The organism is Nostoc sp. DSM 114161, from assembly GCF_052692665.1.
In genome coordinates this window covers 6,243,355-6,269,705 of the sequence record NZ_CP195141.1, presented here as the reverse complement: position 1 = coordinate 6,269,705, position 26,351 = coordinate 6,243,355, and the positions used below count along the sequence as shown (strand labels likewise).

Annotated in this window: 24 protein-coding genes and 1 pseudogene; 8 read left to right on the top strand and 17 right to left on the bottom strand. The window is 40.8% G+C overall.

Features of this window, described 5'->3' with window-relative positions; translation table 11 throughout:
* Positions 1 to 5 precede the first annotated feature (5 nt).
* The 11 genes from NSTC745_RS26475 to NSTC745_RS26425 all read right to left on the bottom strand — a co-directional run bounded on the left by NSTC745_RS26475 (position 6) and on the right by NSTC745_RS26425 (position 12,412).
* Complete coding sequence (locus NSTC745_RS26475) at positions 6 to 1,823, bottom strand: ABC transporter ATP-binding protein (protein WP_445633639.1); 1,818 nt, start codon at positions 1,821 to 1,823, stop codon at positions 6 to 8.
* A 4-nt stretch (positions 1,824 to 1,827) separates the two neighbouring features.
* On the bottom strand, positions 1,828 to 2,271 hold the full coding sequence (locus NSTC745_RS26470; RefSeq protein WP_445633638.1) for a lasso peptide biosynthesis B2 protein: 444 nt from the start codon (positions 2,269 to 2,271) through the stop codon (positions 1,828 to 1,830).
* A gap of 58 nt (positions 2,272 to 2,329) precedes the next feature.
* Positions 2,330 to 3,301 carry an NAD-dependent epimerase/dehydratase family protein gene (locus NSTC745_RS26465; RefSeq protein ID WP_445633637.1) on the bottom strand — a complete coding sequence of 324 codons (972 nt, stop codon included), beginning with the start codon at positions 3,299 to 3,301 and terminating at the stop codon, positions 2,330 to 2,332.
* A 4-nt stretch (positions 3,302 to 3,305) separates the two neighbouring features.
* Complete coding sequence (locus tag NSTC745_RS26460) at positions 3,306 to 4,208, bottom strand: glycosyltransferase (protein ID WP_445633636.1); 903 nt, start codon at positions 4,206 to 4,208, stop codon at positions 3,306 to 3,308.
* Between the two features lie 52 nt (positions 4,209 to 4,260).
* Entirely contained in the window at positions 4,261 to 5,274 is a 1,014-nt protein-coding gene (locus tag NSTC745_RS26455; protein ID WP_445633635.1) for an HPr kinase/phosphorylase, read from the bottom strand.
* A 125-nt stretch (positions 5,275 to 5,399) separates the two neighbouring features.
* Complete coding sequence (locus tag NSTC745_RS26450) at positions 5,400 to 5,543, bottom strand: hypothetical protein (protein ID WP_445633634.1); 144 nt, start codon at positions 5,541 to 5,543, stop codon at positions 5,400 to 5,402.
* Positions 5,544 to 5,729: 186 nt separating this feature from the next.
* Positions 5,730 to 5,885, bottom strand: a complete 156-nt coding sequence (locus NSTC745_RS26445) for a hypothetical protein (protein ID WP_445633633.1) — start codon at positions 5,883 to 5,885, stop codon at positions 5,730 to 5,732.
* A gap of 488 nt (positions 5,886 to 6,373) precedes the next feature.
* Positions 6,374 to 7,552 (bottom strand): glycosyltransferase, encoded by a 1,179-nt coding sequence (locus NSTC745_RS26440; RefSeq protein ID WP_445633632.1) that lies wholly within the window; start codon positions 7,550 to 7,552, stop codon positions 6,374 to 6,376.
* A gap of 28 nt (positions 7,553 to 7,580) precedes the next feature.
* Positions 7,581 to 7,871, bottom strand: coding sequence for a PqqD family protein (locus NSTC745_RS26435; protein WP_445633631.1), 291 nt, complete (start codon positions 7,869 to 7,871; stop codon positions 7,581 to 7,583).
* Positions 7,872 to 8,346: 475 nt separating this feature from the next.
* A complete protein-coding gene (locus NSTC745_RS26430; RefSeq protein WP_445633630.1) occupies positions 8,347 to 10,497 on the bottom strand; it encodes an FAD/NAD(P)-binding protein in 2,151 nt (716 codons plus the stop codon).
* 526 nt (positions 10,498 to 11,023) lie between these two features.
* Positions 11,024 to 12,412, bottom strand: a complete 1,389-nt coding sequence (locus tag NSTC745_RS26425) for a cytochrome P450 (RefSeq protein WP_445633629.1) — start codon at positions 12,410 to 12,412, stop codon at positions 11,024 to 11,026.
* Positions 12,413 to 13,053: 641 nt separating this feature from the next.
* Here NSTC745_RS26425 and NSTC745_RS26420 point away from each other — a divergent pair.
* Positions 13,054 to 14,406, top strand: coding sequence for a glutamate-cysteine ligase family protein (locus NSTC745_RS26420; RefSeq protein ID WP_445633628.1), 1,353 nt, complete (start codon positions 13,054 to 13,056; stop codon positions 14,404 to 14,406).
* Between the two features lie 136 nt (positions 14,407 to 14,542).
* Here the strand turns inward: NSTC745_RS26420 and NSTC745_RS26415 are convergent, their stop codons facing one another.
* Positions 14,543 to 14,923: a helix-turn-helix domain-containing protein gene (locus NSTC745_RS26415; protein WP_445633627.1), complete on the bottom strand. Its 381-nt coding sequence runs from the start codon at positions 14,921 to 14,923 to the stop codon at positions 14,543 to 14,545.
* 9 nt (positions 14,924 to 14,932) lie between these two features.
* Entirely contained in the window at positions 14,933 to 15,226 is a 294-nt protein-coding gene (locus NSTC745_RS26410; RefSeq protein ID WP_445633626.1) for a type II toxin-antitoxin system HigB family toxin, read from the bottom strand.
* Between the two features lie 217 nt (positions 15,227 to 15,443).
* Here NSTC745_RS26410 and NSTC745_RS26405 point away from each other — a divergent pair, with 217 nt between their 5' ends.
* Positions 15,444 to 16,616, top strand: coding sequence for a homospermidine biosynthesis protein (locus NSTC745_RS26405; protein WP_445633625.1), 1,173 nt, complete (start codon positions 15,444 to 15,446; stop codon positions 16,614 to 16,616).
* 436 nt (positions 16,617 to 17,052) lie between these two features.
* Here NSTC745_RS26405 and NSTC745_RS26400 read toward each other — a convergent pair whose 3' ends face one another.
* From NSTC745_RS26400 to crcB (NSTC745_RS26390), 3 genes are all read right to left on the bottom strand, one after another.
* A complete protein-coding gene (locus tag NSTC745_RS26400; RefSeq protein ID WP_445633624.1) occupies positions 17,053 to 17,625 on the bottom strand; it encodes a nuclear transport factor 2 family protein in 573 nt (190 codons plus the stop codon).
* Positions 17,626 to 18,249: 624 nt separating this feature from the next.
* Positions 18,250 to 18,666, bottom strand: coding sequence for a fluoride efflux transporter CrcB (gene crcB / locus NSTC745_RS26395; RefSeq protein WP_445633623.1), 417 nt, complete (start codon positions 18,664 to 18,666; stop codon positions 18,250 to 18,252).
* A gap of 62 nt (positions 18,667 to 18,728) precedes the next feature.
* On the bottom strand, positions 18,729 to 19,130 hold the full coding sequence (crcB, locus tag NSTC745_RS26390) for a fluoride efflux transporter CrcB (RefSeq protein ID WP_445633622.1): 402 nt from the start codon (positions 19,128 to 19,130) through the stop codon (positions 18,729 to 18,731).
* 934 nt (positions 19,131 to 20,064) lie between these two features.
* On the opposite strand from crcB (NSTC745_RS26390), the gene NSTC745_RS26385 reads away from it, so the two are divergent.
* The 4 genes from NSTC745_RS26385 (at position 20,065) to NSTC745_RS26370 (ending at position 24,165) form a co-directional block, all read left to right on the top strand.
* The gene (locus tag NSTC745_RS26385; RefSeq protein ID WP_445638692.1) at positions 20,065 to 20,547 is read left to right on the top strand and encodes a transposase family protein; all 483 of its coding nucleotides are present in this window, start codon (positions 20,065 to 20,067) and stop codon (positions 20,545 to 20,547) included.
* Positions 20,548 to 20,614: 67 nt separating this feature from the next.
* On the top strand, positions 20,615 to 20,848 hold the full coding sequence (locus NSTC745_RS26380; RefSeq protein ID WP_445638691.1) for a transposase family protein: 234 nt from the start codon (positions 20,615 to 20,617) through the stop codon (positions 20,846 to 20,848).
* A gap of 299 nt (positions 20,849 to 21,147) precedes the next feature.
* Positions 21,148 to 23,739, top strand: coding sequence for a chloride channel protein (locus NSTC745_RS26375; protein WP_445633621.1), 2,592 nt, complete (start codon positions 21,148 to 21,150; stop codon positions 23,737 to 23,739).
* Positions 23,740 to 23,859: 120 nt separating this feature from the next.
* Positions 23,860 to 24,165: a CHAT domain-containing protein gene (locus tag NSTC745_RS26370; RefSeq protein ID WP_445633620.1), complete on the top strand. Its 306-nt coding sequence runs from the start codon at positions 23,860 to 23,862 to the stop codon at positions 24,163 to 24,165.
* Between the two features lie 18 nt (positions 24,166 to 24,183).
* Here NSTC745_RS26370 and NSTC745_RS26365 read toward each other — a convergent pair.
* A pseudogene (locus tag NSTC745_RS26365) lies at positions 24,184 to 24,893 on the bottom strand (IS1 family transposase).
* Here NSTC745_RS26365 and NSTC745_RS26360 point away from each other — a divergent pair.
* Together NSTC745_RS26360 and NSTC745_RS26355 are read left to right on the top strand one after the other, a co-directional pair.
* Entirely contained in the window at positions 24,841 to 25,611 is a 771-nt protein-coding gene (locus tag NSTC745_RS26360) for a CHAT domain-containing protein (protein WP_445638690.1), read from the top strand. The pseudogene NSTC745_RS26365 and the gene NSTC745_RS26360 overlap by 53 nt on opposite strands.
* Before the next feature lie 506 nt (positions 25,612 to 26,117).
* Positions 26,118 to 26,351: a phosphopantetheine-binding protein gene (locus NSTC745_RS26355; protein ID WP_445633619.1), complete on the top strand. Its 234-nt coding sequence runs from the start codon at positions 26,118 to 26,120 to the stop codon at positions 26,349 to 26,351.

Here is a 26,351-nt window from a genome sequence, read left to right as displayed (position 1 = left end):
ATTACTCACTTATAGTGTTGAGCTTGCATTTCAAACAAGTCTGCATAGCTACCACCCAGATTTATCAGTTCCTCGTGAGTGCCGCTTTCCATGATTGAACCGTTTGCCATTACGTAGATACAGTCAGCCATTTTGACAGTTGATAAGCGATGGCTAATGAGGATAGCAGCTTGATTTTTAATAAGTTGGCGGAAATTATGAAACACCTCTTCTTCGGCTTTCGGGTCTAAAGCACTAGTTGGTTCGTCCAACACAATTAACTGTGAATCTCGCAAAAATGCTCTGGCTAAAGCAATTTTTTGCCATTGACCGATGCTCAATTCTTCTCCTTGTTCAAACAATTTACCTAGTATGGTGTCGTAACCTTGAGGTAACTTACTGATGACATCATCAGCACCGGAACGACGGGCAGCAGCGATGATTTGGTCGTGGGCAAATGACAGATTAATATTTGCTATCCAAATGTTTTCTTTAGCAGTTAGATGATATTTTGTATAATCTTGAAAAATTACGCTAATTTGACTGCGGAGGGTAGCAATTTGAAATTGGCGTAAATCTATGCCATCAATGGTAATACTTCCAAAAGTGGGATCGTATAAGCGACACAAAAGCTTAATTAAAGTAGTCTTACCGGAGCCGTTTTCTCCTACTAACGCGACAACTTTTCCTGGGCGAATAGTCAGATTAATATCCTGGAGTGCTTGACGCTTTGTATTTGCATATTGAAAGCTGACGCGATCAAACACAATGCCATGTTGTATTGGTATGGGAAATGGTTTTGGATATGATGGTTCTACAACCTTTGGCTGCAAATCTAAAAATTCATATAAGTTTACGAGAAATAGGTTGTCTTCATATAAACCAGACAGACCACCCAAGAGACTTTTTAGGTCGTTTTGTCCCCGTTGCAATGCTTGGTAATAGAGTACTAAATCACCAAAACGGATAGTGCCTTGCATGGTTTGATAAATAATGAAACCATAGGCAGCAAAAACTAAAGTTGTCGCCGTTGCTTGAGCGCCAAGATTAGCCACAGACTGTCTTTTAATCATGGCTATGTTTTCTTGGTATAGTTGCGATCGCACACGCATATACCACTCACTAAAGAAAGAACCCAAATCAAACAAGCGAATTTCTTTAGCGTGTTGTTCTGTAGTCAGTATCCGACTCAAGTACCCTGCTTGGCGTTCTTGGGCTGTCTTTCGGCGCTGCCAATGATACATGATGCCGGAGTATCTCACCCGCACTACCAAGGCCGGAATCGCGGCAACAAATAAGATAACTCCTATTCCCCAATGCAATGACAGTAGCAACCCCAGCATCGCCACCAAAGAGATACTACTCAAACATAACCACGCCAAACGATGTAGGATTTGCCCCGGTCGAGAAGGAGCTTCTTTTTGCGCTCGCTGCAAGGCATCATAATATTCAGAGTTTTCGTAATACTCCAGGTCTACTTCTATTGATTTAGCATGGAGGACGTTTTGCATATAATCGGTGAGTCGCTGAGATTGGGCGGCATACACCAGTTCCGTCAGGGAAGAACACAGGTTAGTTACCAGGGTGATAGCAACAAAGAAGCCAAGCAAAAGTAATACTTGATTAAAGGCGGCTCCTTTGTCGGCAACATTAACACTGGCGGCTATTGTATCTACGATGAGTTTGGTGAGGTAAAGAGAGAGTAGAGGCAATAAACCTTGAATAACCAAAAGTGCAACCAAAGCAATAGTCAAACGAGGACTACTATTCCAAACTAGGCGCAACGCAGGCAGAATGCGTAAGCTGTGCTGGATTTTATATCTTAAGGTTTTGCCTGCTTTCATATTTTTAAATATGCTCTTTTGTAAAAGATGCCAGTTGGCTAAAATGAGAAAGGTCTGCAACATCGCCAATTACAACCTGTCCCTGATTTTCTAACCACGCATGAGCCTTTAACTCTCCTTCTTGACCTTTGGCAACACCAATGCAGAGATTAGATGTATAACCGTGGCGACTCATGAAAAACTGGCAAGTCAAGGCACGCGCTAGACACTTGACACCAGGCATATAATGACTGCTAACTTCAACAGCCCAGATGATTTTGTCAATAGAGACGTGGTATTTTTCTTGGCATTTAGGTTTGGTGTTACTTAGCCTTAATAGAAGTTGATGCAAGGTTTTAAATGACAGCAACCACAAACCTAATCTAACCAATGTCAATACAATAAAAGTGTTAATTAAAAGTTGTTTTGTTTGATAATCTAATTTGAGGAACTTAGATAAATGCTTCATTTTTACTTAAATATTTGATGATTTTTTTATTGATAATGCAGTTCTCATTTTTTAAATCTTAAGCAGATAGAGTCAACCGTGGTTTTGAATAATTATCATTGTTTTTCAAAGATGATGCAATAAAAAAATTAATAGCCGACTCTGCTGACCACTGAGGATGAAAGTCTAAACATGAAGATATCCTGGAAATATCAGCTTGTGAATGCTGGATATCTCCCAAACGAGGAGAAACGAAATTAATTTCTGATTGCCATTGCGGGAAATGATTTTTGAGGATATCAATCAACTGCACTAAAGAAGTAGATTTTCCAGTTCCTAAGTTGCAAATTAAGGATGAGCCAGGAGTAATATTCGCTTTTAATGCTTGAGAAAAAGCCTTTACTACATCTTTAACATAAATAAAGTCTCTGGTTTGATTCCCATCGCCATAAATAGTAATTGGTAAGCCACGTTGCATAATATCAACAAAACGAGAAATTACGCCAGAGTAGCTGGAATCAGGAACTTGTCTATGGCCAAATACGTTAAAAATTCGTAAGCCAACAAATGAAAAACCTAGTTGTTTAGCAAAGATACTAGCGTATTGTTCGCTCACCAATTTTTGTAAGCCGTAGGGTGATAGAGGAGAGGTTTTTTGTTCTTCTGAAATCGGTAATTGCGTAAGATTACCGTATACAGATGCAGAACTGGCAAATACTAACTTAGGAATAGTTAAAGCTTGGCAAAGTTGAATCACAGCTAGGGTTGCCGAAAGATTATTGTGATGAGCCTCTAGGGGACGATATAAAGATTCTGTCACCGATGAAATAGCTGCTAAATGTGCGATTCCATCAACTTTAAGTGTAAAATCTTCTGGTTGACATATCAAAATATCTTTTTGTATAAACCTAAGACGAGGATGTTTGGGTAAATTCTCTAAGCGTCCAGTGGTCAGATTATCAACTACAGTGACACGATGACCTTCTGATAACAATTGTTCTGTAAGATGAGAGCCAATAAATCCGGCTCCGCCAGTGACAATAAAATGCATGATCTTAAATTTGCTCAGTAGATATAGATAATCGCAATTTCTCATACTTAGCGGTTTCACCCCGCATTTCTCGATACCGATGCAAAACTCTACGTGCTTGCTCGATTTGATGATTTTGAATATGTAACTTGGCAAGTCCGAGGTAGATATTGTAAAAGTAAGGATCGAGAAAATTAACAGGAATTTTTAGGAATTCTGGATTGCGATTGATGACTTTTTCCTTAACGCGCAGGTGGCTAGTTAACATCTGCTCTCGATCTTGAGAAAGATTATTTGGCGATTCCCGATAACGCGCTAAGGGTTGATTTAAAAAGTAAATCGGAAATTTTTCAATCAGGCGCAGCCATAAATCGTAATCTTCACAACATCTCAGAGTTTCATCAAACAAACCCACTTTATCTAAACAATCTCGACGCACAACAACCGTTAGGACTGGAATGTAGTTGTATCTAAAAAGAGTCCATAATACCTGAAGATTCGGGGTAGGATATGCTGTATTGTACGAACCTGGAAACAAACCCTGTCGATCGGAAAAAAAGAGTGAATCTGAATAGATCAAACCAATGCGCGGATTGGCTTCCAACACGGAAATCTGTTTTTCTAACTTCTGAGGTTCCCAGAGATCGTCATCATCTAAAAAGGCGATATACTTCCCTCTAGCAGAGCGAATTCCAGCATTGCGAGCCGCAGATAATCCTTGATTGGCTTGATGAATGACAGTAATGTGATGGCGAGCGCTAAATTCAGCCAGCACTTGTGGAGTGTTATCCTGAGAACCATCGTTGATGACGATAATTTCGTAGTCTTTGTAGGTTTGTGCCAAAACGCTGTTAATTGCCTGACTGACAATATGGCCGCGCTGGTAAGTAGGAATAATCACACTGACGGTTGGCTCAAAAACTTGCATATTTAAAAATTTGCTTAGTAAATATAGGCAGATATCCAAATTACTGGTGTTGCTAAACCAAAGTATGAATCAAGCGCAAGTTTTCTAAAATAACATCATAAATTTGCCCCAAATTTCCCAAATTATCAGGAAGTAATAACTCCCGCACAGGAACAGTCTTTGCCAATTGACCTAATTCTTGAAACTCCTGTCTACACTGTTGAGAAGTGAGGAAAGCACGCCCATAGGAATTGAACATTAGATGCTTCATGGCTTCAGGCAGAGAAAGAGAGTTAATTATAGGTGCTGTGAGGTTTGAGTCACGTTCTCCTAATATGTATACAGCAATTAATGGCAAAGCTTGGGGTTGAAACTGCCACTGTTCTCTATCTTTTATTTGCAAATCTATAAAGCGTTTATCTAGATTTGTTGATACTAGTGGTAAATTTTCTATTGAGCCGTGAATGGCATTTACAGAATTAGGCCACAGGCGTAGGCGAGGATAAGCAGACTGTACCCAAAACCTTTTTTCATTAGGAATAAGCGCGGCAATATCATCTGCCAATACGGAGAATCCACGGCTAGCCAACGCTGCTGCTGTGGTTGATTTACCTGCGCCTGATTGTCCTAAAATGGCGATCGCACTACCATCAACCGCAACCACACTGGCATGAAGACAAGTCACTCCCCGCAGCCGTAACAGATGACCAAGTACACAACCCAGCAGCAAAGATACCGCATCTGTAAATAGTGCATCTCTAGACCAAAAACCCCAAACTTCACTACCATCAGGATTCAAGATGAATTCCAAGCAATCAACTCCATCAAAAGACCTTATCCTCCAGTAAGTACCGTCATCTCGGTGCGTTGTCCACAAATGGAAGCCTGTTTGTTGATACCACTCAAGCGGCACATTCCAAAAAGCCTGTTCGAGTAACGGTAGTTGACTTTGTTGTTCGCCAACTAGGTCAATAGCCACATCTATTGATGTAGAGCTATTGACAGTAGCTAACCCTGGAAGCAGTCGATTAATAGATAGGTTGAGTCCATAAAATTGATAGGAATAATTATCATTTTTTATTGACATTTGTGTTTATTTTTATTTGCAAATTCAAATTTTTTAAAATCCCGACTTATTTAAAAAGTCAGGATTTTTTGAAAACTAAAACTTACATAATTTTCCTCCAATGGAAGAAAAAAGTGTAAAATGTATTACGGAAGACCAGTGATGGGTGCGGGTCTTGTAGTACCAAAACCACCACTACCACCGACTTGTTGTGTCAAACCAGATATTTTGCCGTGAGCTTTCAATTCTGGTTCAGAATAATTTTTTTTCGCGTTTTCAGATTGTGACATTTGAAGAATCCTTATGTGTGTAAACAATAGCCTCATAAGAGGGCAAGTAGAAAGGTGTATTTAGTCTAGATTTATTAGGTCAATAAAATTGCCGAATAAATCTTTCCTACTTGCTAACTCTACCCTGCCATCATTTATATGACAGCGAGTGAAGTTGAGCTTTTGGTGTTTTTTTCTACTTAACTACTAAATAGGAGCCACAGTGGTAGTAGGTATGGGGAATCCGGTTGTAGTACCAAAACCACCGCTACCACCCACTTGTTGTGTCAAACCAGATATTTTACCGTGAGCTTTCAATTCAGGCTCAGAATAGTTTTTTTTCGTGTTTTCAGATTGAAACATTCGGTCAATTCTTGTTTTTTGCGTTTTACTTGTTTGGAATTATCAGACTATAAAATATTACAATAATTCAGATTACTGGATTTATGAATTTTATGTAAAGTTATTACTGTTTTCTGCGAGCAAAAATTGCAAATAAAAATTCACAAAGTTTATATTTACAGATTTATAAAAAAATATTTTAATAAACAAAATTTAATATATTGATGTGATACCAATTTGAAAAAAGAATGCGACAGATGGGTAGGGGCACAACAATGTTGTGCCCTTACAAATAAATTGATGTGTCGCAAACATTATTTGAATTGGTATGATTTACACAAAAACTCTCCTAAGAGGTTGTTTTAAAAGTTTTTTGCTGTGATTTTGGACACGTTTAGATCCCCCCACTACACCCCTTAAAAAGGGGAGAACCAGAATCAAAGTCCCCTTTAGAGTTAGCTATTTTGCGACTTATTGGTAAGTCCTAATCAAATTGAGTGATGGAAAATTTAGGCAGAGACTACCTTAGTAGATGCCAAATCTTCATATATTTGGAACAGCCGCTTTTGTAAAATTGCTTCATCATATTCCTCGACAATAACTTGCCGTGCTTGTGCTAGATGTGCTTCTCGCTCTTGGGGAGGTTGATTGACAACTTTAATCATTGCCTCTGCTAGAGCAGTAGGGTTTTCAGGTTCTACCAAAGTACAAAATTCTTCAATATAAGTATCTCGATAAGCTAACAAATCACAGGTAATAACTGGGCGTTCACAGGCAACTGCTTCAATTAGTGTCGAAGGAAAGGCATCGCTGACAGGATAATTGATAATTACATCTGCTAAGTTGTAGCCTGTAGGCATAAAATTATAAGGTAAGGCAGGCATCCAGCGCAGATTATCTAATAAGCCGAGTTCTTCTGCTTTTTTGCGGATGCTTTCGTAAATAGCCACTGCTTCCTCCCCACCACCACGCCCTAGCTTTGAAAAGACGAGTACCGTCGGTTTGGTGAATTGAGGAAAAGCCTGTGCATAGGCTGTAAATATCTGCTCATGGTTATATACTTTAGACCAACCACGGGGCGAAAGCAGAATTGTGGGTGCTTCGGTAATCTTCAACACTTCCCGTCGCCATTTTGGCAAATCCTTGGTGACTCCAGTGCGAAAATGTTGGGGGTTTGTCCCTAAAGGAATTAATTCTACTCGTTGATTAGGGTTCAACAGTGCTTTGGATTTTTCTATCAAACTAGGTGTCTCTACAATCAGTACACCAGTGTTCTTAAACACTTGGCTAACCCTATCTGTATGCTTGCTTTGTTCCCATTCTGGTTGTAGCAAATGATTTAAAAAGCCCCAAGCAGAGACGACAAGAGGGCTTAGATTCGCCAGGACACAACACTGGGCGTGCCAACCAATGGCGTGGACATGGATAATATCAGGCTGAAATTCGTCTGCAAGCTTACGTAACGGCTCCGCCATTTCCTCGGCCATCCGATCTTCGTATGGGTAGGTGTTGGTAAACTCCTCTAGATACTTTCGCCAAACAGTGGGGAAATAGCGATAATTTTTGGGAGCTTCAGTTTCATAGGGGTCTACATCTCCTAGTAGCCAAACTTCATAACCTGCTTTAACTACCCAATCTAAGGGTCTTGTCAAGGCAACGCCCCCAGCACCAATCATCAGTACACGCATGATTTGATTTTTTGCTTTAAGTTAAGAGTTAAGAATCAGTAATTTCCACTAGTCCAGCCTTAACCAATTTATCAATAAACTCGATCAAGTCTTGTTTTAACTTTTCTGGCTCGACATCATACTCTTTTAGCAAGGTGTCGTAAGCTGTCTGGATAGAATCTGATTCAGTTAGCACAAAGAATATTTTTGTACCAACTTCGTTTTGACTAAAATATTCTTCGCTTTGCAGATTCAATAAAACTGATTCTCCTGCTAAGTCTTGAGTCAGAACATTTGCAGATAAGGATACTTTTTTATTTAAGACTATTTGTGTTGTCATTTTTTGCCATTTTGTAGGGTTTTTCAAGACTTTGATTTCACTCTTAATCTGATTGAGTTCTCCTTTCAAAGCTTGAATTTCAGACCAATGATTTTGGAGAAGCCAAGCGGTAAGGGCACAGCAATGCTCATACGTGTCAACTTAACGTGAAACCCTGGTGAAAACGTGATGAGCTTCTACTCACTTACCATCCAGATCCGCGTTACCCCACCCCGGTTTAGCTGGCGCAAAACCTCCCCTCCCCTTGCTAAGGGGAGGGGTTGGGGGTGGGGTAAAGTGCCTGTGGGATAAGCGTTTTAGCTTAAGTTGACACCAATGAGCAATGCTGTGCCCCTACGACAGATGTGGTTCAAATACATGAAAAGTGCTGTAATTATTGGATTAGTATATCCTACAGCGATCGCCTTAATGAACGCATCGTACAAGTGTCCTATTTTTGACTAGGATCGATGACCTATATAAGTATTTATTATTGTTAGATTTGATAGTCCAGTGCAAGTAAAACTCTGCCACATTGTTGATTTGCGGGTACGGCTTCCAATATCTTTTTTGGTTGGGGTAAGTTGAGGTTGTTCATTTGTTCGATGAACTGGCTACGAGTGCGTCCAGCAAACCGGGGATTCCAGCGCTTTTCTTCGCCAATGGTGGATACTGTTTGTCCTTGGTAATCGTGAGCGGGATATACTAAGGTGTCTTCTGGTAATGCGAACAGCTTTTGAGTAACGGCATCATATAGTTCTCCTGGGTCGCCGTTTTGGAAGTCGGTACGACCGCAACCCCCAATAAATAAGGCATCTCCAGTTAACAGATGTGTGTCGTTGACTAAGTATGCCAAGTGGCTGTTAGTATGGCCAGGAGTAGCGATCGCTCGAATTTGAACGCTGCCCAATTGCAAGATATTACCATCGCCAATATATTGGTCTGCACAGGTAGTCGCTGAGTTCTCAGGCACAACAGCTAAACAACCTGTCAGCGACCTGAGTCTATCCGTACCAGTGATGTGGTCGGCATGAATGTGAGTTTCCAGACAGTAGCGCAGAGTCAAATCTAATTGTTGCAATACTTTTAAATCGCGTTCAACTTGTTCCAATACAGAATCAACTAAGATGGCTGTTTTCGTTTCTGGGTCAGCAATTAAGTAAGTATAAGTACTCGATTCTTTATCGAACAGTTGACGAAATAGCATAACAGGTTTCCTCAACGTGAATGATAGGTTTCTTTCCCCAGCAGTAGCATGATAATTGAAGGATTTCAGTAACTCCTGCGCCAAACTTGCTGCTTGAAGGCGAATTTCTGGAACAGCGGTGGTTTCCCAAAGATTGCCTTTGCGCGGTGTCCCTAAGGTGTAAAGCATTTGAGATGCTTTGCCATCTGCATCTATCAGCGCACCATTGGCGGCTGTGTCGATTCCCATTGACAATGAATTAGCGCGAATCAAACGTTGTTCTTGCAAGCTAGCCACCAATGGGTGTTGCAATCTGCGGTAATCGCAATTTGCGCCGGTGCAGTTGATAATTCGCTTGACTCGCACAACAATATTTTTGTGCGTTCCGCCTTCGCAGATTTTTACATCTACGCCATTTTCCAACTGCTGACAGCTTTGAATTCGACCTGCGTAATGGATGAGTTGACCAGATTCCATTGCAGTATCGAGTATTTGGGCAATTTCTTCGGCAATGCGATGGCGGTGAACTTCCCAATAAGCTTTGACATGGCGCAAAAATCGCTTCTGTTCTGGCAATGGTAGTGCTTGCCACAGTTGTTGAGTCACTGGACGAATGGCATCGATTACCCCACGCCAATCTTCCCCTGGGGTAAGTGTCCGCAGTTGTTGACGTACTAAATGTAGCAGTCCTCGTGCGGTTTTTGGTGCTGTTTCGACATCGATAAATGCTGGGTAAGGAGTTGTTGATTTGTGGCGACAAGGCATTAATCCGTGACGCGAGACAGCATGGATTTTTCCTTGGAAACCTTGTTGGCGTAAGGCAACTATGGTATCTGCCATTGTTAAGCCGGTGCCTACCAAGAGAATAGCATCTTCTGGATTTAAGTCAGCGATCGCATGACTCGACCAAGCATCTTTGACATATTGCTTGTTTAAATTCGCAATTGGTTTGGGCAAAATTGCTGGGAAATTCCCCAAAGCTAACACAGCCTTTTGCACGTGCAAACACTGACCGCTGCCCAGATATATTATTGTGCTAGAGGATTTTGTTTCAATGGCGATCGCTTCATCTACAATTTTCTCTAACTGCACATTTGCCACTGCCTTTTCCTGTGCTGCTTTTAAAGTCGCCTGGACATAATCCCCATAAACCCGGCGTGGAACAAAGGTACATGCCGTTACCTGTTCGTGTCCGTTGCTGTGCAGCCAGTTGAGAAAGTGATTTGGTTCATCGGCAAATACACTCATCTTACCAGCTGGGACATTCAGCAAATGACAATCCACTGGCGTACCGTAAGCAACTCCTCTACCTACTTCAGAATTCCGTTCGATTAATTTAATAGATAATGGCGTAGTTGCATCGCGTAAAAGATTAGCTGCAACCAAAGAACCGCTCAAACCACCACCAATAATTGCAATAGTAGTTGGAGAAACTGTTAGGTTAAAAATATTGTTATTCATAAGATGTATCAGTTTAACTTGCCGCTTTCTACACAATTAATTTACGCCAGATAACTGAAAATTATGCAGTGTGAAAACTTGGAATTGGCAGAAAAACCACATAGACACATGAAAAAGTGGGAATTTAATTTCAGTGTCTAATTTCCTAAATTTAGAAAGTGGCGATCGCAACTTCGAGCAAGCTGTATTACTTATACAGAAAACCTTTTGAAATATTTATCTAAAAAAATTCTCTCTTTTGCACTCAAACCGATGGAAAAACTGTGGTTTTTAATTAACCCCACAATATCCCTGAAAAATGCACAACTTTACTCTCCAAATTGTTAATTTTTTCTGACACTACTGTTATACTACGGCAACAACATCTAATTTATGGCATTGGGCAAGAAAAGATAAAAGTTCTCCTTCTCTGTGCGCTTTTGTGTCTGTGCATGAGATAAATCAACGTGAATTCGATTACAGGATTTTGACCTCACCCCCAGCCCCTCTCCTTCAAGGAGAGGGGAGCAAAAAGCCTAATCTTTTCTTACTCCTCCCTCTCCTTCGAGGAGAGGGAGGCTGGGTGGGTGAGGTCTGTAGTTTGCTTCAATGTGACTTTTACCCCAGTTGCTGGACGTAGGGTAATTGAAGCTTGAGGAACAATTTTATGGTTTGGTACAAGATTTAATTCAAATTTTTGGGCGATGGTTGCTAATAATAAAACTGCTTCCATCAAGGCAAAACTTTTACCTATACAAATCCGCGGGCCGTCACCAAAGGGAAAGTAAACTCCTCTCGGCAGCTTTTTCTCTAAATCATTAGCCCAGCGTTCTGGTTTAAATATTTCTGGGTCTTCAAAGTAGTGAGGATTGCGATGCATTACCCACTGGCTCATAATCATCGTACAATCTTGCGGCACTTGATAACCGCCAATTTCACAATCTTGGCTAGCTTTACGCGCCATGCTATATACGGGAGGAAATATTCGCATTGTCTCCTTAATAATCATATCGGTGTAGCGCAAGTTTGGTATATCTGCAATTGTCGGAGAACGCCCTTTTAAAACTTGTTGTAATTCTGTTAATAATTGAGTACGTACTTGTGGATATCGAGATAAAAGTATCCATGCTCCCGTTAAAGTATTAGATGTAGTTTCATGTCCTGCTAACATTAAAGTTGCGATTTCATCTCGTAATTGGCGATCGCTCATTTGGCTGCCATCTTCTTCATCCTTTGCTGCCATTAACATTGACAGTAAATCCCCAGGATTTTCGCCACTAGTCCGCCGTTGATTTATAATCTCATAAATAGTTTTATCCATCTGCTTGATGGCATTTCTGTAGCGAATATTTTCAGGTCTAGGGAACCATTCCAAAAAGATAAAATTTTGCTGGCGTTTACTTTCAAACCAATCTGATGTTACATCTAGTGCATGGGCAACATCTTGCGCTTCTCCCTCGGCGAGGTCGCGGTTAAATATTGTTTTCATCACAATATTTAATGTTAGGCGCATCATATCTCGATGGACATCACGAGTCTCGCCATCTTGCCAAGTATCCAGCATTTGTTGAGTGTAGGCGACCATGATATCGCCATAACTAGCGATGCGTTTTTGGTGGAAAACAGGTTGTATCAACCTTCGTTGGCGAAACCAAGAATCTCCTTCGCTAGTGAGAAGTCCTTCACCCAATAAGGTTTTAAGGGCATGTAAAGAACGACTTTTAACAAATAAATTTGTGTTTTTGAGTACTTGCTCGATATAGCTAGGATTAGTTAATAAACAAGCCGGGGTTAACCCTAAACGTATAGGTACAATATCACCATATTCACGAGCGCACATAGTTAAAAATCCCAAAGGGTCGCGACCAAAATCAAGGAGACTACCCACGATAGAGTTCGTTTCTGGGCCGGGTAATTCAAAGATATCTTGAGCCATGTAGATTTATCGCCTCGCTGGGTAAGTCCTAACTCAAATCTTGAAAAACCTGTCATCTTCTAACTTCTATCAAAGGGAAGAATACATTTGGGTAGGTACGGGGTAGGGAAAAGTTTTGTTGAGTTTTACCCAGTTTTGCGAAAGTCAAGACAATTCGCAATTTCCAGGTAAGCTTGTTCCTCTCTACGAGACGTTACGCGATCGCAGTTACAATTAGTTGGGGCTTGAAACCCATTAATTGTTTAATTATTTAATTGAGCAGATTTTTTGTATCTTAATTAGACTTACCCAAAATTATGAAAAAAAGAACCGCAAAGAACGCATTCGCGCAGCGTCTGGTCAGAGAAGAACACAAAGGAAAGAGGGTTTCAGAGATTTCTTGCGTAAGTCCTATTTAATTGCGAATTACGTAGCTTGCTTCCCGCTTTGGGGGTATTGCAAATTGGCAATCTTAAGAAGTTGAAATTTTATCCTCAAACGCAACTTACAAATAAATCTTTGAGATTATTGCCCATGTTTTAGTAGCATATCTATGTTGGGAATTAAAAGTTCCACTTGATATTTTTTAATAATCTCTAATACTGCCGCCAAATTGCAGTAAATCGATAATTACAGCAAATTCACTAAGAGAGACTTGACAAATGGATGTACTAAAACGTCGCATTGGTCTTGAGCAAGAGTTTTTTCTAGTAAATGAAACGGGTGAAATCAGTAATCGCGCAGATGAATTTTTAGAGGCTTGTCATTTAGCCGCACAAGCACAAGGAGTGAACCCACAATATTTTGTGGCAGAGTTCGTCAAGAATATGGTGGAAATTAACACCGCGCCAGCGTATACTGCCACAGACTTAGTAAAAGAATATCTGAGAAATTTAAAACTAGCGATCGCTGTAGCGCGAGAGATGAATTTAAGGCTTTATCCTCAATCGAGCTACCCCTTACATATCATGCCAGTCATGCGCGACCAACTCAATTATCATATCCAAGCGCGGACTGTCGGTTACGATAAATTTTTACACGCTGGCAAATGTACGGGTACGCACGTACATCTAGAAGTGCCAGCAGGAGTTATTGATTCTCGCGTGGTAGTGTCTTACAATTCAAATGCCGCAGAGCGAGAAGAACTACTAAATATTTATAATTTAGCTACAGCCTTCGACTCAGCATTAATTTGCTTAACGCGATCGTGTCCGTTTTATGAAGGACGAGCGATCGGACTAGCCATGCACACAATTCGTTATCGTGGTAGCGAAACCTTTGACTGGGAAGGAGTTTACACTCATTTACAGTCTGTCGGTGGATTGATGCCTTATGCTGACAGTGTTGAAACCTTAGTTGAAAACCAGTTCGCTCGCTATTATGCTTGGTTGCAAGCAATGGACAAAGCGGGAATTGAGCGTCATCTTTTCAAACAAGCAGGAGGAAGCTTATTTAAATCAGCTTGGAACCCAATTCGACTTAACAAACTCGGCACAGTAGAAATTAGATGTATTGATAGCAACTTTCCCTCAGTCATAATTTCTGTAATCGCACTTTTAGAAAAAGCTGCTCGCCGCGTCAGAACAGAACAACTAAAAGTCATGCCAAATAAAGAAGTTGATACATTTCATCTAAGTGGAAATCATCTTTGGGTGCCAGATTTTGAGTATTTAAACGGTCAATTACTGTATGCTGCGGCTACAGAGGGAGTTAAGCATCCGAAAGTCAAAGCTTACGTAGATTCTGTTTTAGAGTTTGCCATTACAGAAGGCGGTGAAGGAGCAAAATATTTAACAAAATTGAGAGCAGAACTAGAGCAATATCAAAGTATCGAAGCGGAAATTCTGCAAAAATTTACCCCTGCAACTACGGAACTTTCACGAGAACAAGGCTTGCGTTTAGTGCGGGAGTGCTGTGACAAGTTAGAAGCGCAGGTTTCATCTTTAGATAGCCAACATCCTTTAATAGCATTAGATGAACTTACAGTTGCGAGCAATGAGTCTACCCCTTTTTAAGGTACAAGGTTAGAGGAAAATCCCACAACCAACAATAAAAAAGCTTTCCTCCCCTACTCCCTTTTTTAAGCTAGCTTACTTATCGCTCACGCCACTCCAAAATCGGTATACTGACGGACTTGCGGAGGATGAAAACCTAAGCTGAATCTTTCATTAAAGAGTATGGTTGAATCAACACCTCTGCCGGAATACCCAAGGAATAATGCAAACGCCGAATCATTTCTAGTGTTAGTGCTTGCTGGCGATTTAAAATTTCCTCAACCTCTCCACGGCTTCCAATAACAGACTCTAAATCTTGGTAAGAAAGCCCACGAGATTCGAGATAATATAAAATTGCCTCAATTGGGTCTGGTGGAGCAATAGGATAATGTTGCTGTTCGTAGGTTTCCACCAGCGTTGTTAAAACTTCCAAAAGATCGCACTCTGGTGTATTAGGCTCTGCATCAAATAATTTTTCAATTTCATCAAGTGCAGCACGATAATCAGCTTCAGTTCGGATGGGATCGGGTTTAAGCATATACTTACCTTAAATTGCTGTTGCGTCTACGTTATCGTATTCAGAGTGCGTTCCTACAAAGCGGATAAAAATAATTCTAATGTCATAACGAATGCGAACAATTAAGCGGTAATCATTGCCTTTAATATTAAAAACCACACGATTATTAGCAATAATACTGGCGTTGCGATAAGTACTTTTGATATCTGTCGGACTATTCCAGTCTGCACGAGACGCTTCATCATACCAAGCTTTGAGTGACTGCTCGGAAGAAGGATGTGTTTCCCAAAATTGCCGTAAAGTGCTGCGGGCAATGATTCGCATACCAAGATGATAATATTTACCTTAGAAGATTATCAAACAGCCTAATTAAAGTTCAATTTATATCAATTAAAATTTCATTCTCTATGTAGTGTTTATACTCATTTTTTAATTAGTTACGCTTTTCTGAAAAACTAGTATAATTTTTAACTCTCAACTCCGAACCCAGTACTTTGCTATAACATTAGATTCGGCGTGTTTACTGTTCAGGAGTGCCAAAATGTCTAAACAGCTGGGTCAAAAAATCGCACCCACACCTATATCTAATGATATTGGCGTGGTAGATTTAATTGATAATTACTTCACTGCCTACAACTCAGCACGTTTGCGCGAAATCTGCCAACTACTCAGCCGCGATGTGCTAACAGAAGGTGTCACCGTGGGAGTTAGCCTTTCCGGTGCAATGACGCCAGCCGGATTTGGGGTTTCAGCACTTGCACCTTTAATTCGCAACGGCTTTATTGACTGGATGATTAGTACTGGCGCAAATCTTTACCACGATATGCATTATGGTTTGGGTTTTGAACTGTTTGCTGGTAATCCGTTTTTAGATGACGTGAAACTGCGCCAACAAGGCACAATCCGGATTTATGACATTATCTTTGGCTACGATGTACTGTTAGAAACCGATGCTTTTATCCGCAAAATTCTGCAAGCAGAACCTTTCCAAAAACGTATGGGAACCGCTGAGTTTCACCATTTACTAGGCAAGTATGTCCGGGAAGTAGAAAAGCAATTGGGGGTGGAGAATTCTTGCTTGCTGGCTACGGCTTATGAATATGGCGTACCAATTTATACTTCTTCCCCTGGAGATAGTTCTATTGGGATGAACGTAGCAGCTTTGGCATTAGAAGGTTCGCAATTAGTATTAGACCCTGCTATAGACGTGAATGAGACAGCAGCGATCGCTTATAATGCCCGTGAAGCAGAAGGTAAAAGTGCCGCTGTCATTCTCGGTGGTGGCAGTCCCAAAAACTTTTTGCTACAAACGCAACCGCAAATTCACGAGGTATTAGGACTAGAAGAACGCGGACATGATTACTTTGTGCAATTTACCGATGCTCGTCCAGATACAGGTGGTTTGTCTGGGGCAACCCCATCGGAAGCCGTGAGCTGGGGTAAGATTGACCCAGAAGAATTACCTAACACAATTGTTTGTTACACGGATAGCACCATCGCCTTACCACTTGTAACAGCATACGTCCTCAACAAGTGCCAACCTCGTCCCCTAAAACGCTTGTATGACAGACGAGAAGCAATTTTAGAGAAACTGCAAGCAGACTATTTAGCAGCCAAAACTCAACCATCAGATCGAGTTCCAGCAGTCGTAGCTGAAAATGCCTCACAGCCAACAGCTACTTATCCTTGCGGTAGGTTGATTCCGAATACGTAGCCGCTGGGGATTGGGGATTGGGAGGCAGGGGAAAAGGTTAAAGGGAAAAGGAATAAATTTAATCTTTCCCCTTTTCCCCGGTTGGTGAGCTTGTCGAACCATACCCCTTTCCCTTTCCCTGACTTTTCACCAGCGCAAAAATAATAGTTTTGCCACCACCCGTGCTTAGTTGCAATAATACTTTTCTGATTCCGCTAGACCAAGCGCTAAAAGTTTTTGAAACTAAATCTTGTTGCTAATCGCGCAGACTAAACATTAAATTCCAAATATTTGAGGATAATTTTTTATGATTTTAAGAACTTCAAACTATAATTATCACGAAAAAGAGCGACTTTTACAGGTAGTAGAGCAGTAATTAGTTTAGCGATCGCTAAACTTGACTCTAATCACATCCCAAGAAGCTTGGAGAATGAAAATATCAGGCTGTATCATACAATTAACCAGGGCGAATACCTTCTTCGTAAGTCCAGGTCATTTTCATTTGTGTAACTTTCCAGCGACCTTTGATGCGGGTTAGCCCATGATTGTAGAAGCCACCCAATGTCCAAGTTTTACCCGATTCACCACCAAGATAGATGTGATGTGCCCGAAAGTGAGAGGTGCAGGTTGCTCGATCGCCATTAACTGTGACAATATGATTGGTAATCATGTGCTGAGTAGCTTTAAAGGTTTTAGTGAAAAAATCCGCCCAACCAGCAACTAAGGTATCTGCTGCTACAGTATTGGGAGTACCCCCATTCAGGGAGGTGTAGTCAGTCAGAACTCGATCGGCAAACGCAGCGCGACAGGCTTTCCAATCTCGTAAATCTGCACCCATACCAATGATATTTACAGCATCAATAATGGAAGCACGGTCTACTAATTTTTGCAGGTTTGCGGTATTCACAGTTACTTGAGTATTTAGTTGGTTGGGAGATCTAGCGCCAGCAGTGGCCAGGGCTGTACTAGAAAAAAATCCTGTCAAGCTTGCACCTAAAGTAAAAAGGATATTACGGCGTTGGTGATTCACGAGCGTATTCAGTAATTTTCTAAGTGATATTATATACATTAACTCAGATACACCTGTGCCTGTTGACTGAATCAGCACATCTATTTGGTATCCAACAGATTAAACCAGCTAGAGTAGGTTGGTTGACAGCAAATCCTTTGTGATAAGCAATCGCAATTATAAAAGCAAATATCATCGTAGCTAGAACTCGTCGCCAAATGGCACTAATCACAGAACTTCTTAAATCAATTGCTAAATCTAACCAAGTCGATCTCCTGATGAGTTTCATCTTTCCTTGACTTCCTGTACCTAATTTACCTATTATTCGCCATTTGTCCGATCTCAAAGTTGTGTTTATGCCACTAGATGTTAGCTTAATTGGATTTAGGGCATTAGACTTCTTGCAGAAGTCGGGAAAAGGGGAAGGTGGGGCCCCTGAAGGGGATAAGGGGCGGGGGAAAGGTTTGGTATTTTCTTTTTCCCCAATAAAGATGAGTCCCTTTTTCTGCAAGAGTGCAAAAAGCAATTGATTGCAAGAGGTCTATTGTATATTTGCGCGATAATTTTACTGGTCTTGTGGAATGACAGAACAACTCCTTCGTTGTATTAGAACGCTGTTCTGTCCATCCCACAAGATTCATACCATTAATCAGTAACCCTAGATTTAGAATAGAGCTTACCTAAAGTTACACCCAATTGTACGCCAAGTATCCCAATTAGCATACTGCCTAACCAATAGATTAAAGCTATTGTTATATTACCTTTATCTATTTGGGTAAAAGTCTCTAATCCATAAGTTGAAAAAGTGGTATAAGCACCGCAAAAACCAGTGGCGATCGCTAACCGAATTTCAGGTGAAAGACTTCTAAACTTTTGCTCGTTTAAAGTGTAAAACAAAGCAATGATAAAACAGCCTGTGATATTAATAAAAAACGTGCCATAGTAGGAAAAGTCTTTCTCAATAATTGCTTTAGTAAATTCAGTGATAAAGTAGCGTCCTAAAGCGCCAGGAATAGCACCCAAAGCGATCGCCATGACAGTCCGAAGAAAAGTATTTTGCATTATTAAAATCCTTTGTAATTTGGAAATTGAATAGAGATTGGTATTTTTCTTTCAGCAAATCGTTACGAACCGACAATTAGCTGTGCTAAATCACGACCTAATATAATACCAACTACAGCTAAAATTGCGCTGCCTGCCAAGTAAAAAATGGTGCCTCCTTGCTTGCCATTACGCCACAACGTCAATGTATCGTATCCGTAGGTTGAGAAGGTTGTATAAGCACCCAAAAAACCAGTTCTTACAAGCAAATCCATTTCAGGTGGAAATCCTTTAATCCCCTTAAACAAGGTGAAGAAAAAGCCCATTAGTAAACAGCCTGTGAAATTGATAATAAAAGTCCCGTAAGGAAAGTTTGTCCCTATGGCTCTTTTACAAAATTCAGTCACGTAATAACGACTCACCGCCCCAGGAATAGCACCGATCGCGATCGCAAGTACACCAAATAAAGTAACGTTTTGCAGCAATTAATATACTCCTTAGCTAGTTATATCCACTGTTACGGAATTTAATTCATGAAAATTAAGAACCATCAAATATCAGGGTAATAGGACAAGTTCGTAACGTCTAATGCTTTATGGGCATCAAACTTATAACTTTTAGGTATACCCGATAAAATCATCGAATGATAGCATTTTTAGATATTTGGTGGGCGTGTCCTGTCCTCCAGCTACATGTTCACAACTTGTATTAAGTCTTTTAAGCAAAAACTCTGAAAACGATCTGTACCCTCTGCTGTATTAAAGCTAACTAAGCACCATGAAACTTACTCATCTAAATACAAAACGCGATCGCTCATTCTTGCATCTCTTCGTATAGCAGTTATGCAAACGGCTGTGCGCTTTTGTAACAGTTTTTCGCCGCTTATTCACTCTCTAAAAAGATGGCACCGAGATTAGGTGCATAGGGTTGCACCCAATTCTAGGCACAAAAGAGCATTGCATGACACACCTCGCTTTAGTAGCTAAATATTTCCCTGACGGAAGTCTTAAAAACGAAGTAGTTTGAAGGTAGGAATTCAGCACTCAGGAGAAGGCAGTGCGCTTGATTTAGTCCCCTTATTTAGCACAATTGTCTGCAAACGTTTAGGAAAAAGAGAGGAGATAAGGAAATTCCAGAAATGAAATTGTCTAACTTTGAGAGTGAAAACAATGAGCAGATTCTTTCTCTTCTGCTTCCTCTATCTCCCCAGCCTACACAAGTCTTAATAGACTTGTCCGAAATATTAACTTAGGAAAAGAAAAATGGTAAAACGTTGAATTGAGTGTCTACCATTTTTCAAACTTAGTTATGGTTTTTGACTATATGCAAAAGTACCCACACCGAACAAAACAGATTTTAGGGATTAGTTACGAACAATTACAATCACTATTAAATTGTGCCTGCAAACGTCATCAATAAATTAAAATTCAGCAAGAAAGCCGAAAAATAAGAATTAATGCAGCTGGTGGAGGTCGTAAAGAATTATTATCAATCCAAGAACAAGTATGTTTATGCCTATTTTATCTCAGACAGATACCAACATTTCAAGTATTAGGAATGTTATTTGGGGTATCGAAGACAGAAGCCAACGATACTTTTCATTACTGGATACCAATTCTGCGAGATATTTTACCTTCAAGTTTATTAGAGCAAGTCTCAAATAATGAAAGTGAATTACTTTTTGTTCAAGAAGTATTAACCAATTTTAGGCTATTAGTCGATAGCCTAGAACAGCCAATATATAGGCATTGCGATCAAAAAGAACAACAAAAATATTTTTCTGGCAAGAAGAGGCAACATACATTAAAAAGTTTAATGATTGGGATACCAGAAGGTAAGGATATTGTGGAGGTAGAAGTAGGTGTTCCTGGCCCAACAGCAGATATAAAGAAAGTTCCGTAAATCTCAGAAAAAGTTTGATAAGTCTCAACCTTTTTCAGGTGATAAAGCTTTCCAAGGGGGTAAAAACATTATTACTCCTCATAAAAGAAAACCCAAGCGAGAATTAAGTCAACAACAAAAAGATGAAAATAAGGCTTTGTCTAGTAATCGGATATTTATCGAGCATTTAATTCGACTACTTAAAATATTTCGGATTGCTTCACAAAGATTCCGCTTAAAGCTCGATACTTATGAGCAAATTATATTAACAGTTTGCGGGTTAGTTAGATTAAAAATTGGTAGCTTTGTTCTCCCAACTTAGCTATTAGCAGTAATCATAAATTCTCAAAAATTAGGAGTTTATTTTTATGCCTCTAAACTATCACTAACTATCTCAAACCCTTATGGCTCCGTTTTTCCGAAGATATCAAAGTTTTGCCCCAAAGCTTTGAACAGTCTGGCTTTGGAATTTTCGGACAAGTCTACTCACTACTACTAATGCATATACCCATCTTTTGACAGAGAAAAATTTCATTCTAATTTCATTTTTTGGCGAAAAGCTTATAGATGGGGCGAACGTGAAAACATTTCAGCCATTTATAACAAGCGATCGCTAAAAATATGTTAGTCAAGGGGAAAATTTTCTGGTTGAGGATTTGGCGTCAGTTACTTCAACCCAGGCGCTTGGCTTTCGTTGAAGCTTGCCTGATTGGTCTAGTTTCTGGGCTAGCGGCAGTTCTGTTAGGACAGGCAGTTGACTGGGCAGGCGCATGGCGAGTGCATATTTCTTACCTTTGGCCTGGCTACTTAGTGCTACCAGGCATTGGACTAGGCGGAGGAATCTTAGCTGGTTGGTTAGTAGAACGCTTTGCACCGGAAGCATCAGGTAGTGGGATGTCTGAGGTCAAAGCAGTATTGGCTCGCGTGCCGATGCCGCTAAATCTGCGGATTGCTTTGGTCAAACTGGTGAGCGCTACTCTAGTGCTGGGTTCTGGAATGCCTTTAGGACGGGAAGGGCCGACTGTGCAAATTGGGGCAGCTTTGGCAAATGGGCTGAGTAATTGGGTGCCAACTTCCCCAGAACATCGTCGCCAACTCATCGCCGCCGGTGCTGGGGCTGGTTTAGCTGCGGCTTTTAATGCACCGATCGCTGGTGTGCTTTTTGTAGTGGAAGAATTACTGCAAGATGTATCAGGTATCACTCTTGGTACTGCGATTTTGGCTTCTTTCATCGCTTCAGTTATCTCCCGACTCTATGGTAGCCATAACCTGGATCTGAATCATCTAAATTTAGGTCTTCCCGATACAACTTTCTTCGCTCAGGAAATCCCTTTCTACTTGATTTTGGGCGTGCTGGCGGGACTTCTAGGCATTGTGTTTAATAAAGGTATTCTTGCGAGTCTAGCAATTAACCGCCGCTTCTTACACCTGAGTTTACCTTGGCGAATTGGAATTGCTGGGTTAGTCAGTGGTTTGGCGATCGCTTTATTACCGGTTACCTTTCGCGATCATGCTGGGCTGAGAGAAATTTTGCTTGTGGGTAATACTAACTGGTCATTTGCAGCGATCGCTCTTTTAGTTCAGTTTACCCTAATTATTTTTACCTACGGCTCTGGAGCGCCAGGGGGTTTACTAGTTCCAACTTTGGCGTTGGGAGCTGCCCTTGGTTACTTAGTGGGTGCTGTCGAACACAGTTTACTGGGAATGAGTGCTGCAACAGTCTATGCTCATGTCGGCATGGCTGCTTTTTTTAGCGCCGTCTCCAAAGTACCAATTACAGCAGTCGTCATTGTATTTGAGATGACAACTGATTTCAATCTGGTGCTACCGCTAATGATTGCGTCTATAATTGCCTATTTAGTAGCGGAAAAAATCGACCCGCGATCGCTCTACGATCTTCTACTAGAGTGGAAAGGAATTCACATTAAAAAAGAGCCGACTACAGATGGACTTTTAGCAGAATTAAGCGCCGCAGATGTGATGCAGCGACGTGTTGAAACTCTATCTAGCCAGATGAGCATTGATGAAGCAGTACAGGCATTTTCCCACTCTCACCATCGCAACTTCCCAATTTTGGAAAATGGCAAAGTTGTTGGTATTATCACTCAAAAAGATTTAATTAATATTGCCTCCCAGCAGTTGAGTGGAGACACAACCATCAGCGAAATTATGACACCAGAGCCAGTAACAGTCAGCCCCACAGCTACACTGGCCCATGTGTTGCATATACTCAATCGTTATCACCTCAGCTGCTTGCCGGTTACAGAAGGTCGCAAGTTAGTAGGAATTATTACCCGTAGTGATATTATCCGTGTAGAAGCAGAGCGACTCAGTGGCAACACCGAACAGCTAGAACCAAAATCAGCACCTTCTTATGTAGTTTACCAAACTCGCGCTCCGGCTACAGGCAAAGGCAGGCTACTAGTACCGCTTTCACATCCACAGACAGCCCAAACTTTACTGGAAATGGCAGCAGCGATCGCTAAAGATCGCAATTACGAAATAGAATGCTTACAAGTGATTACCGTTCCATCTAGCCGTATCCCCTCTGAAATACCAGTAGACATCACTAAAAGCGATCGTCTTCTGCAAAGGGCAATCCTGTTAGGAGAAAAGTGGCGAATTCCCGTTCACACCCAGATCCGAGTTGCTCATAATGTCGCTGGCGCAATTTTAGAGACTGTCAAAGAACGACATATTGACTTGGTGTTGATGGGATGGAAAGGTACTACGTCAACTCCTGGCAGAGTTTTCAGCCGAGTAGTGGATACTGTAATTCGCCAAGCTCCTTGTGATGTTGTCCTAGCTAAATTCGATGGTAAAAAAGCCTTTGACCGTTGGCTGCTGCCGATGGCAGGCGGCCCTAACTCTCGGCAAGCAATTAAATTATTACCTGCCCTTGCTTCTCTAAGTACCTCACCCCAAATCAAGCTCTGCCAGGTTTTCCAGCCTAATAACTCCATCCCTGATACAACATTACTCGATAAATCTGTTCGCTTTCTGCAACGCCGAGTTAAAGGTAAGGTGGTGGCTACTCCACTCCAGGCCAATTCTGTTTCTGAGGCTGTACTTGAGTGTGCAGAACTTGATGATAGTGATGTGATTGTTCTAGGAGCTAGCCGTGAAAGTCTATTGCAACAAGCAATTCAAGGAAATATTGCCGAGAATATTTCTCGTAAGAGTAATTCCACAGTAATTATGGTAAAAACTTAATTACTTGTGAACCCATAGAGTAGCAATCACTTCGGACTCGGCGAGATCGCTTCACTCTGCTATCGCTGCGTACCCTGCCTTAAGGCTTACGCCAATGTTATGACACGTATTTAGCCGGACATGATATTAGAAGTTATCCTCAAGCTTCCCAACCAACCTTTGATACATAAAACTTCTGTGGTGAACCATCAGCAAGTAGAGCAGGCGATCGCCCAAATGCGAGATACGATCGTTCAACCTGAAGCTAGTAAGAAATTTCAAGCGGTTTCCCAGCAGCTTTATGATTGGTTAATTAAACCAGTTGAAAGTGAACTCAAAAATAGTAAAGTTAATACTCTAGTCTTTATTCCAGACGGGTCACTACAAAATATTCCGATGTCTGCATTATATGATGGCGCATTGTATTTAGTTCAGAGGCGTTGCTGAATTCAGGGATGAATTAATTTATGCAGGTAAGTTTTGATACTTCAAATAGTGCAGTAATAATTTAATTGAGTACCTCAGCATTTCTTCTGACTTGGAATAACATAAAGTTTTTCGGTGAAGTCGTGCAAGATAATGGCGTAATCGGGTATTCTCATTTTCAACTCTTGTCATGTATGTTTTGCTAATAATTTGGTCTCCATTGGGAATAAAAATAGGGTAAACTTTCCAGCCATCTGTTACATAAAAATAGCTTTTCCATTGTTTCACGGTTTCCCACAATGGCTCAAATGTTTTAGCACTTCGATCTCCTAAAACCCAGGCTAAAATTCCTTGATTAAAGTGATTTACTGCCGTCCACAGCCAAATTATGTTTTTTTTGAACCTATAAATGTTTCCAACTCATCCAATTCTCCAACTTCGGGAATTTCCTCTTCTTTGGGTACATCTGAAAGTTTTTCTCCTAATTGCTTAACCCAATAAATGATCGTCGTATGATGTACACCTTTAACCCGTTCTATCCCACGAAAACCCATGCCATTCAAGTACATTTTTAAGCATTCTTGTTTCAGTTCCTCTGAATATCCTTTGGGCGGATCGTACACGTCGATAAATTGGCGTTAGCGAAGCGGGGCGGAACGCACGTCGCAGTTTGTACAAATGTGATTTTGTTTACCTCTGCGTTTTCCATTCTTCCGTATTTTCGTAGACCTACAGTATGGACATTGCACAGTAGACGACCTCAATTCATCCCTCTATTATGCAACGCCAGTTCAGAAGTATGCTGTAGCCATTAGCCCAGGATTGCAACTATTTACCCCCAAACCTCTAGCCCAAGAAAGATTAAACGCTCTTGCTGGAGGACTGTCGCAACCACCCAAGCATGAAAAGTTTGCACCGCTTCCCAACGTAAAGGTTGAACTGAAATTGATTCAGCAATCGGGCGTATCAACAAAGATATTATTGGATGAAAATTTCAAAAGTACAACTTTAAGAAAAACGATTAACGCCCAACCTTTTACAGTTGTTCACTTGGCAACTCACGGACAATTTAGTTCTAAAGCAAAAGACACTTTTATCTTAGCAGCCGATAAACGCATCTACGTCAATGAATTAGATACCTTGCTCAAAAGTAGAGAGCAAAAACGAACACAACCAGTGGAATTACTTGTTTTAAGTGCTTGCGAAACAGCACAAAGAGATAACCGTGCTGTATTAGGATTAGCGGGAGTTGCCCTGCGTGCTGGGGCACGCAGTACTTTAGCGTCGCTATGGCAGATTGGGGATGACTCTACTGCTTTGTTTATTAGTGAATTCTACCATCAGTTAATAACTGGCAAAACTACAGCAGAAGCTTTACGCGAAGCTCAATTAAAGCTGCTGTCTAGTTCTGAATACATTCGTCCTCTTTACTGGGCGCCTTATGTGTTAGTTGGTAATTGGTTGTAGACGAACAGTTAAGTAAGTCAGTGCAATAAAACCAAACTATGTGAAGAAAAGTAAATAAGGCTCAAACTCTTTCTCCTCTGCCCCCTGCCTTATTCCAACAATGAAGGAAAATTAGAATCTCAATCTCAATCACCACATCATATAGTGCATTATTATGCACTTCTAGCGAGAATCTCAGGTAATCCTAATAATATCATAGTTGATGATTGCCGAAGAAAGATTGTTAGTCAAGATAGCACTATACCATCTTTAAATAATAAAAATAATAATCCTCTACCAGCTAACACTCAGGAAAATCCTGCACCACCTATTAATCAGAAAGAAACGGCTACACAAACAATCCCAACATTCAATCGCATAATTTTTGATTAACGAACCGCCTTCTCTACGAGAGGCTTCCGCCAACGCGTTCGCGTAGCGTCTTGTAGAGAAGCCTCTCGTTCGCTCTTAGCGTCTCGTAGAGAAGAGCGCCAAGAAAATAGCAAGAAGAGAGATTAAATTATTTAGTGCAAGTTTATAGAGAATTGGTATTAGTTCTAACTCAACTGTGGTTAAAGATTCTCAAAATTGACAAGCTAGGAGTACAAGATAACTTTTTTGACCTCGGCGGTCATTCCCTTGTAGCACTTTACTTAATGGCTCAAATTAAACAGCAGTTTGGTAAAGATATTTCCTTAGCAACCTTCTTGCAAAATACCACTATCGAACAGTTAGCAACAATTGTCCCAAAAGATTGTTAG

Bases quoted from the DNA above. Each gene is read 5' to 3' on its own strand.
- NSTC745_RS26475 (WP_445633639.1), bottom strand. From the start codon at position 1,823: ATGAAAGCAGGCAAAACCTTAAGATATAAAATCCAGCACAGCTTACGC.
- NSTC745_RS26470 (WP_445633638.1), bottom strand. From the start codon at position 2,271: ATGAAGCATTTATCTAAGTTCCTCAAATTAGATTATCAAACAAAACAA.
- NSTC745_RS26465 (WP_445633637.1), bottom strand. From the start codon at position 3,301: ATGCATTTTATTGTCACTGGCGGAGCCGGATTTATTGGCTCTCATCTT.
- NSTC745_RS26460 (WP_445633636.1), bottom strand. From the start codon at position 4,208: ATGCAAGTTTTTGAGCCAACCGTCAGTGTGATTATTCCTACTTACCAG.
- NSTC745_RS26455 (WP_445633635.1), bottom strand. From the start codon at position 5,274: ATGTCAATAAAAAATGATAATTATTCCTATCAATTTTATGGACTCAAC.
- NSTC745_RS26450 (WP_445633634.1), bottom strand. From the start codon at position 5,543: ATGTCACAATCTGAAAACGCGAAAAAAAATTATTCTGAACCAGAATTG.
- NSTC745_RS26445 (WP_445633633.1), bottom strand. From the start codon at position 5,885: ATGTTTCAATCTGAAAACACGAAAAAAAACTATTCTGAGCCTGAATTG.
- NSTC745_RS26440 (WP_445633632.1), bottom strand. From the start codon at position 7,552: ATGCGTGTACTGATGATTGGTGCTGGGGGCGTTGCCTTGACAAGACCC.
- NSTC745_RS26435 (WP_445633631.1), bottom strand. From the start codon at position 7,871: ATGACAACACAAATAGTCTTAAATAAAAAAGTATCCTTATCTGCAAAT.
- NSTC745_RS26430 (WP_445633630.1), bottom strand. From the start codon at position 10,497: ATGAATAACAATATTTTTAACCTAACAGTTTCTCCAACTACTATTGCA.
- NSTC745_RS26425 (WP_445633629.1), bottom strand. From the start codon at position 12,412: ATGGCTCAAGATATCTTTGAATTACCCGGCCCAGAAACGAACTCTATC.
- NSTC745_RS26420 (WP_445633628.1), top strand. From the start codon at position 13,054: ATGGATGTACTAAAACGTCGCATTGGTCTTGAGCAAGAGTTTTTTCTA.
- NSTC745_RS26415 (WP_445633627.1), bottom strand. From the start codon at position 14,923: ATGCTTAAACCCGATCCCATCCGAACTGAAGCTGATTATCGTGCTGCA.
- NSTC745_RS26410 (WP_445633626.1), bottom strand. From the start codon at position 15,226: ATGCGAATCATTGCCCGCAGCACTTTACGGCAATTTTGGGAAACACAT.
- NSTC745_RS26405 (WP_445633625.1), top strand. From the start codon at position 15,444: ATGTCTAAACAGCTGGGTCAAAAAATCGCACCCACACCTATATCTAAT.
- crcB (WP_445633623.1), bottom strand. From the start codon at position 18,666: ATGCAAAATACTTTTCTTCGGACTGTCATGGCGATCGCTTTGGGTGCT.
- NSTC745_RS26375 (WP_445633621.1), top strand. From the start codon at position 21,148: ATGTTAGTCAAGGGGAAAATTTTCTGGTTGAGGATTTGGCGTCAGTTA.
- NSTC745_RS26370 (WP_445633620.1), top strand. From the start codon at position 23,860: ATGATATTAGAAGTTATCCTCAAGCTTCCCAACCAACCTTTGATACAT.